Consider the following 8,136-nt stretch of genomic DNA (forward strand, 5'->3'; position numbering starts at 1 on the left):
TGGGATAACGTTAAGGTTCGCCAGGCATGTCTCTATGCACTTGATACAGATAAGATGCTTGCAAACGCATTCTCTGGTCAGGCAGAGGTTGCTACCAGCTACCTTCCTTCTTCCTTTGCTAACTATCACAAAGCATCCACTGTCTATGCTCATGATGTTGACAAGGCTAAGAAGCTCATCTCTGAGTCCGGTATTACCCCAGGTGATGTTGTTCTCCGCACCACCGATAACGAGCAGGTTAAGTCCATGGCAACTCAGGTCAAGAACGATCTTGATGCACTCGGATTTAACGTAAGCATTGTTTCCGATACTTCTCCTGCAACCTATGCTGCAATCGACGCAGTTGACGGTTCTTGGGATATCCTGCTTGCCCCTGGCGATCCTTCCTGCTTCGGCGCAGACGTCGACCTGCTGCTTAACTGGTGGTATGGCGATAACGTCTGGATGACCAAGCGTTGCCCATGGAAGGAGTCTGATGAGTGGACCAAGCTCCACAATCTTATGACCAAGGCTCTTGGCCAGTCTGGTGCCGATCAGCAGTCCACTTGGAACGAGTGCTTCGACATCATCGCTGAGAACGTACCTCTGTACCCAGTTCTCTTTGCTAAGACTTTCACCGCTTCTTGGAGCGAGAAGCCAAACAGCAACGGCGTTGCTCTCAAGGGCTTCAAGGGCATCGGAACTACCGGTATGTCCTTCATTGATGTCAACACAGTTACTGCTAGCTAATTTGTTGTCGTTACGCGCTTAGCATCTCATACATTGGGGCCCGAGCGTTTTACTTATAACGCTCGGGCTCTTGTTCGCAAAATTCAGTCCTGAGATGTGCAAAGTCTCATCAAATTTTATTTGTACGGTTTGTTTTAAAGAGAGAGGGGGAGATAGTGAACAACCTATTACGTCTTATCGGACGCCGTCTTATTGCGCTGCCGATTATGGCTCTAGGCGTCACCTTTCTCGTATTCTTCCTAATGTCTTTCTCGCATGTTGATCCTGCATACAATGCCTTGGGAGAGTCTGCTTCTGAAGAAGCTATCCAGCAGTATCACATTGAGAATGGCCTTGATGACCCATGGCCTGTGAGATATGTACGCTATATCGGTGATGTTGCTCATGGAAACTTGGGTACCTACGGCACTTCTCACTATTCAGTTGCTGAAAGAATTTCAAAGGCTCTGCCAGTAACTATGCAGTTGACCTTTATGGGTCTCTTTATTGGCGCAATAGTTTCGTTTACGTTGGGCGTTATTGCGGCTCTCTATAGAGATCAATGGCCCGATCAAATCATCCGCGTATTCTCAATTGCCGGTCTTGCAACGCCATCATTCTGGTTGGCAGTTCTTTTGATTCTGGTCTTTGCGTCTACGCTTAAGCTGCTACCAGCCTCTGGAGCACTACCAGATCCTACGGTAAATCTTGTCGGCTACTTTGCTCGTATGATTATGCCGGCATTTGCACTTGCGGTTCCAATGTCTGGTCAGATGACCCGTATTGTTCGTACCGCAATGGTCGAGGAGCTGGATAAGGACTACGTCCGCACTGCTCGCGGCGCCGGTATTCCAGAGAGAATCGTCATCGCAAGAAACGTACTTCGCAACGCTCTTATTACCCCTGTAACCACGCTTGGTCTGAAGATTGGTTACCTCATGGGTGGCGCCGTTGTTATTGAGGTTATTTTTAACCTTCCTGGCATGGGTACCGCAATTCTTGAGGGCATCCAGGGTAACGAGGCAATGCTTGTTCAGGGCGTTGTTGTTGTCGTTGCACTGTCCTTCATCATCATCAACATTGTTGTTGATATGTTGTACATCTTGATTAACCCACGCATTAGGACGGTGTAGTGCGATGGTACAAATTAGAAAAAAACAAGTCGAGAAGCTCGAAGAAGCTGCTGCAAAGGGTTCAACCTTTGGTGGCTTTAAGAAGATGAAGACAGCTTCCAAGATTGCTCTTGTCATTCTTGTCTTTGTTGTTCTTGCTTCTGTCTTTGCAAATTTTATTGCTCCACATAACCCACTTGAGATCTTCAACGCTCGTCAGGCTCCAGGCAATGGATTCATTTTTGGTACTGACGATAAGGGCCGCGATATTCTTTCTCGTATGCTCTATGGTGGTCAGTATTCACTGGTCATTGGTTTTGGTGCTACGGGTATGGCGCTACTGTGTGGCTCAATTATTGGTGCTATTGCCGCTGTTTCTAGAAAGGCTGTCTCTGAGGTCATCATGCGTGTGCTCGACATCATCATGTCGTTCCCAGGCATTGCACTTGCAGCAGTCTTTGTTTCTATTCTTGGTAACAGCGTTCCTTCAATCATCTTTGCCATTGGCTTTATGTACACGCCACAGATTGCGCGTATTGTTCGTGCAAACATCGTAAGTGAGTACGGCGAGGATTACGTAAGGGCAACCATTGTTTCTGGTGCTCGTGCACCATGGATTTTGTGGAAGCACGTTCTTCGTAACTGCATTGCTCCCATCATGGTCTTTACCGTTACGCTGGTAGCAGACGCAATTATCTTTGAGGCATCTTTGACCTTCATTGGTGCAGGTATTGCAGAGCCAACTCCTACATGGGGTAATATCCTGGCTGATGCCCGTGCTGGCGTTCTTGCTGGTCGCTGGTGGCAGGCATTCTTCCCAGGTCTGGCTATTATGATGACCTGCCTGGCACTGAACATCCTCTCCGAGGGTCTTACTGACGCTATGGCAGCAGCACCTGGAGCTCCTGTAGATACAGAGAACTCTGACTCCAGGCGTGCAGATGACATTCTTGCGTCTGATCCAGTTCGTGCGTATGCAGAGCAGGCAGAGTCTCTTGAGCGCAGACTCAATGCACTCAAAGAAGTTGAGCTGTCCAGAACCGATAGGCGTAAGCCAGACTTTGATGTTGCACCATTGCTCAGTGTTAAAGATCTTTGCATCAGCTTTGAGTCTCATGGAGACGTTAAGGTTGTTGATCATGTAAGCTTTGATGTTCGTCCTGGTCAGTGCATGGCACTGGTTGGCGAGTCTGGCTGCGGCAAGTCTATTACCACTAAGGTCATTATGGGTCTGACAGATCCAAAAGAGACTATTACTGGTCAGGTTCTCTACAAAGACCAAGACCTCCTGAAGCTCTCCAAAGAAGAGCACCGCAAGCTGCTTGGACATGAGCTTGCAATGGTCTACCAGGATGCTCTGTCTTCGCTGAACCCATCCATGCTTATCTCTTCTCAGATGAAGCAGCTTACCAGCAGGGGAGGCACTCGTTCCGCAGAGGAGCTTCTGGAGCTTGTTGGTCTGGATCCAAAGCGTACGCTTGAGTCTTATCCACACGAACTTTCCGGTGGTCAGCGTCAGCGCGTTCTGATTGCAATGGCGCTTACCCGCGATCCTTCGCTGGTTATCTGTGACGAGCCAACTACTGCTTTGGACGTTACTGTTCAGAAGCAGGTCATCAAGCTCTTAAATGACCTCCAGCGTCGTCTTGGCTTCGCAATGATCTTTGTTAGCCACGACCTTGCGCTTGTTGCAGAGGTTGCTTCTGAGATTACCGTTATGTACGCAGGTCAGGTTATTGAGCAGGCAGCTACTACTGAGCTTCTGACCAATCCTGTTCACGAGTACACCCGCGGTCTTCTCGGCTCTGTTCTTTCCATTGAGGAAGGCGCACAGGATGGTACCAGGCTTCACCAGGTACCAGGTTCTGTTCCTTCTCCAGAAGACTTCCCAACAGGCGATAGGTTTGCTCCTCGTTCAAGTCACCCAGATCTGGGTCTTGAGGTTCACCCTGTTATCAAGGAGATTCCTGGTAAGCACCATCGTTTCTCCGAGCTGCCTGATGAGTATCTGAAGGAGCATGGTCTTGTGCCTTACCTTGAGCGTTCTCAAAAGGAGGTGAGGTAAATGGCTACAACAACTGAAGAGCAGCCAATTATCTTCCTCGATGACATTTCGGTTACGTTTAAAACACGTACGGGTTCAATCTTTAAGCCTAATAAGGTTCACGCAGTACAGAATGTTTCTCTCAAGCTTATGCCTGGTGAGACCATTGGTATTGTTGGTGAGTCTGGCTGCGGAAAGTCCACTACCGCAAATGTCATGTGTGGCCTTCAGTCACCAACGTCCGGTCATGTGTACTTCAAGGGAATGGATGTTACAAAGCGTACTCCAGAGCTCAGAAAGCAGATTGGCCGCGTTGTCTCTGTTGTCTTCCAGGACCCAGCAACTGCTCTTAACCCTCGTATGATTGTTAAAGACCAGCTCATGGATCCACTGCTCGTACATAAGGTAGGCACAGAGGCGGAGCGAGAAGCCCGTATTAATGAGCTTGTCGGTCTGGTAGGACTTCCACATTCCGCACTTCGCGCCCTTCCTGGTCAGCTCTCTGGTGGTCAGCGTCAGCGTGTTGCAATTGCTCGTGCGCTTTCTCTGAACCCATCGGCAATCATTGCTGACGAGCCTACTTCCGCACTGGACGTTTCTGTTCGCGCGCAGATTTTGAACCTGCTTACAGACCTCAAGTCTGAGCTGGGTCTCTCGATGATTTTTATTTCGCACGATATCCAGACTGTCCGCTATGTTTCTGACCGCATCATTGTTATGAACCACGGCCAGATCATGGAAGATGGTCCTGCTAAGCAGGTCTTTGAGCATCCAACAGATCCTTACACTAAGACGCTTTTGGGTGCTGCACCATCTCTGCTTCATCCTAAACTGGGTGAGTAGCGCTTACGTTTTTGTTTGACCAGAGCGCAGCTTAGGCTGCGCTCTTTTAGCTTGTTAGGTGGAGAAATGCACCAAGAAACGCTTGAGCTTGCAGAATTGAAGGCAGCTCATGCTCTGACGCCCTATCCTCCAGATTTTGAGGCGTTTTGGAAGGCACGTATGGAGGAAGCAGATAATGCTCCTTTAAGCTGGCAGATTGTTCCTTCAACAGAGGTCACGTCAACTGCTTCAGCTCACTTTTTTGACCTAACGTTTGTGGGTATTGATGGCGCAGAAGTCTACGCAAAGTACCTGCGTCCACAGACTGCCTTAGATGTACAAACTCCGCTTGTTTTACAGTTTCATGGCTATCCAGGATCTTCTCGCAGTTGGTTTGAGCAGAGCTCATTTTTGGGCTTGGGCTGCTCGCTGATTGCGCTTGATAATCCTGGGCAGGGTGGCCGTAGTTTGGACGGAAGCTCGTACAAGAGCACTACCGTCTCTGGTCACTTGGTGCTTGGACTGGATGGACCTGTAGAGGACCTTTACTTTGTTCATCTGTATCAGAACATTCGCTTGCTCTGCAGAATTGTTAGACAGCTTGAAGGAATTGATACAGATCGCGTTTTTGTAAACGGCGCCTCGCAGGGAGGCGGTATTGGTCTTGCTACCTGCGCACTCAATCAAGACCTGATTAATAGGGCAGCGATTCTTTATCCCTTCCTCACTGATTTTAGGTGTGTGTGGGAGCTTAATGCTGATGAGGTTGCCTACGAGGGCATCCGTTATTATTCCCGCTGGTTTGATGCAGATGGTTCTCGCGTTGATGAGGTCTTTGCAAAGCTTGCTTACATTGATTCAGTCAATTTTGCGCGCCTGGTTACCTGTCCTGTGCTTTTTGGCACCGGACTTGATGACCCGGTAGTTCCTCCCGAGGCTCAGTTTGCAGCTTACAATGCCTTGACCTGCCCAAAGAGACATCTTCTTTATCCCGGATATGCGCATGAAGAGATTGGTGATTTTGACGATAAGATCATTGATTTCTTCTGCTCAGACAAGGGAGAGCAAGCTCTTGAAAAGTTGGACTCGTCATTTCCTGCTCAAGCAGAAGGCGAGGTGAAAGCATGAGGGGCTTAACACAAAGGCTTGAAGATGCTCGTTCTTATCGCGGCGCGTGGCTTAGACCATCAAACTTTGAATCATTTTGGGAGACGTCCGTAGCGTTTGCACAAAATGCGCACGTAGAGAGTGTGGTTGAGCTTCCGTCTGCTACCCAGGCGGCAACGTTTAAGCGCATCACATTCACCTCAACTGACCAGACGCAGCTGCGTGCTCGCGTCATTCTTCCAGCAGGTGTGTCGGTGGCAGAACCGCTAGCTGCGACAGAGTTGTCCGCCTCGGCAAAGCTACCAGTGGTGGTGCTCTTCTCCGATCTTGGTCGGGGAGTGCGTAGCTGGCTGCACCTATTGCGTTTCTCGGCGCTTGGTATGCCTGTTGTAGCCCTAGAGGCTCGCCCGTGCGAAGCGTCACTCAAAGACGCTTGGAGGGGAGCGCTTAGCGCAGAGGAGCATGCTCACGCGCTCATCAACCCAGATGACGCTGCATCCTCCACGCTCAAGCAGCTCATCGATGACGCGCTGGTAGCTGCCTCGGTTGCCTCACGCTTTCTGGGACGCACAACCGTTACCTGGGGAGAAGGTCTAGGCGGCTCGCAGGCATTGTTTGCGGCTGCGCTTCTGCCCAAGGATGTGAGCGCTACCATGGCGCTGAACCCGCTCTTTGCCGACAACGCAACAACCCTGCGCTCGGTTGTCGGGTGCGGAGACACTCCGCAGTCAGATGCAGCTATCGACGCGGTCGGTCTTCTCGACAGCGCGTGCGCGGCCGAGCTGGTGCGTGTACCTGCGCTTATCGGCACGGCCCTGCTGGACCAGACCGCGCCAACTGAGGGAACGTTTGCGCTGTACAACCGCATAGTGGGACAGAAGGAAATGCGTGTGTATCCCAAGTTTGGCCACGAGCGCATCAATCAGTTTGAGAACGAGCAAATCAACTATCTCTGCGAGGTTATATCAGGGCTTTGTCATAACTAAGCGGGCTATAATTACGTAGGTTCGTTGAAGTTGCTTTTGATCAATGCTTTGGTCGGCTACTTCAGTACATTGTTGTATGAAACCAGTTGGATTTTCCAACGTGTGAAAGGATAAAGCATGTCCAGTAACGTACCATTTAGCGGTGTTGTTCCACCAGTTGTAACCCCAGATACCCCAGACCATCAGCTTGATGTTGTGTCATTTGAGCGCTCCATTAATCGTCTCATTGAAGCTGGCGTAGACGGCCTGTTCTTCCTTGGCTCTTCTGGTGAGGTTGTTTTTGCAACTGATGAGCGTCGCGATCAGATTGTGCGCGAGGCTGTTCGCATTGTTGACCACCGTGTCCCGGTTCTTGTGGGCATCATTGATACCGAGACCGAGCGCGTCTTGGAGCACGGTCGCCGTGCCCTCGCACTGGGCGCAGATGCTCTTGTGGCAACCGCTCCTTTCTACGCACTTGGCGGCCCAGCTGATGTTGAGGAGCACTTCCGTATTCTCCACCAGGAGCTGGATGCACCTCTGTTTGCGTATGACATTCCTGTCTGCGTTCACACTAAACTCTCTTGGAAGATGCTTGCTCGTCTAGGCGCAGAGGGCGTTCTTGCAGGCGTTAAGGACTCTTCTGGCGATGACGTCTCCTTCAGGTATCTTGTTCAGGAGAACGAGAAGAACGGTCATCCTCTAACTCTTCTGACTGGCCATGAGATTGTTGTTGACGGCGCGCTTCTTTCTGGTGCAGACGGTTCTGTTCCTGGCCTTGCTAATGTTGAGCCAGAGGGCTATGTCCGCATGTGGAAGGCAGCTCAGGAAGGTAACTGGGCAGAGGTCAAGCGTGAACAGGACCGACTCAACGAGATTTCCCACATCTTTGATGTCACTTCAGGCGTTCAGGGCTATGGTGCTGGCGTTGGCGCCTTCAAGTGCGCACTTAACCTCATGGGCATTTTTGATTCTGACCAGATGCCTCGCCCTGTTAAGCCACTTGATGGCCAGAACCGTGAGGCAATCAAGCAGGTTCTTATTGCAAACGGCCTTCTCTAAACAAGAGGGGACATCATGGACTCTAAGTTTGTTTCTCCAACACATGTTTGTGCTGTTGATATTGGCGGTACAAAAATTGCCTGCGGAATAGTCACCCTTAACGGCACTGACGCTCCAAACGTCCAGTCCGTAAAAAAGGTCCCAACTAACGCAAAAGAGGGTGGCAAGCAGGTTCTTGCCACCGTTCTCCAGGCAATTAGAGAGGCGCTTGCTCGCGCAGAAGAGCTGGGCCTTACCATCTCTGGCGTGGGCATTTCTTCTGCTGGTGTTGTTGACCCTCGTACGGGCGACATCACTTACGCAAATGAGCTTATGC

The 8,136-nt window shown here is 50.3% G+C and carries 8 protein-coding genes; all 8 read left to right on the forward strand.

Going from position 1 to position 8,136, the window contains the following annotated elements:
• Positions 1-729: ABC transporter substrate-binding protein (locus tag RWJ43_RS05050; protein WP_314008550.1), on the forward strand; the 729-nt coding region annotated here is incomplete at its 5' end.
• A gap of 155 nt (positions 730-884) precedes the next feature.
• The gene (locus RWJ43_RS05055; protein ID WP_314008553.1) at positions 885-1,841 is read left to right on the forward strand and encodes an ABC transporter permease; all 957 of its coding nucleotides are present in this window, start codon (positions 885-887) and stop codon (positions 1,839-1,841) included.
• A 4-nt stretch (positions 1,842-1,845) separates the two neighbouring features.
• On the forward strand, positions 1,846-3,885 hold the full coding sequence (locus tag RWJ43_RS05060) for a dipeptide/oligopeptide/nickel ABC transporter permease/ATP-binding protein (protein ID WP_314008556.1): 2,040 nt from the start codon (positions 1,846-1,848) through the stop codon (positions 3,883-3,885).
• The gene (locus RWJ43_RS05065) at positions 3,886-4,707 is read left to right on the forward strand and encodes an ABC transporter ATP-binding protein (RefSeq protein ID WP_314008559.1); all 822 of its coding nucleotides are present in this window, start codon (positions 3,886-3,888) and stop codon (positions 4,705-4,707) included.
• Positions 4,708-4,773: 66 nt separating this feature from the next.
• Positions 4,774-5,814, forward strand: coding sequence for an alpha/beta fold hydrolase (locus RWJ43_RS05070; RefSeq protein ID WP_314008562.1), 1,041 nt, complete (start codon positions 4,774-4,776; stop codon positions 5,812-5,814).
• Positions 5,811-6,779, forward strand: coding sequence for an acetylxylan esterase (locus RWJ43_RS05075; protein ID WP_314008565.1), 969 nt, complete (start codon positions 5,811-5,813; stop codon positions 6,777-6,779). The genes RWJ43_RS05070 and RWJ43_RS05075 overlap by 4 nt, the downstream gene beginning before the upstream one ends.
• A gap of 117 nt (positions 6,780-6,896) precedes the next feature.
• Positions 6,897-7,820 (forward strand): dihydrodipicolinate synthase family protein, encoded by a 924-nt coding sequence (locus RWJ43_RS05080; protein WP_314008567.1) that lies wholly within the window; start codon positions 6,897-6,899, stop codon positions 7,818-7,820.
• 15 nt (positions 7,821-7,835) lie between these two features.
• Positions 7,836-8,136, forward strand: a 301-nt coding sequence (locus RWJ43_RS05085; RefSeq protein ID WP_314008569.1) for an ROK family protein, incomplete at its 3' end; no start/stop codon positions are given.

Origin of the sequence: Lancefieldella parvula (assembly GCF_963530955.1) — a bacterium.
GTDB lineage: Bacteria > Actinomycetota > Coriobacteriia > Coriobacteriales > Atopobiaceae > Lancefieldella > Lancefieldella parvula_A.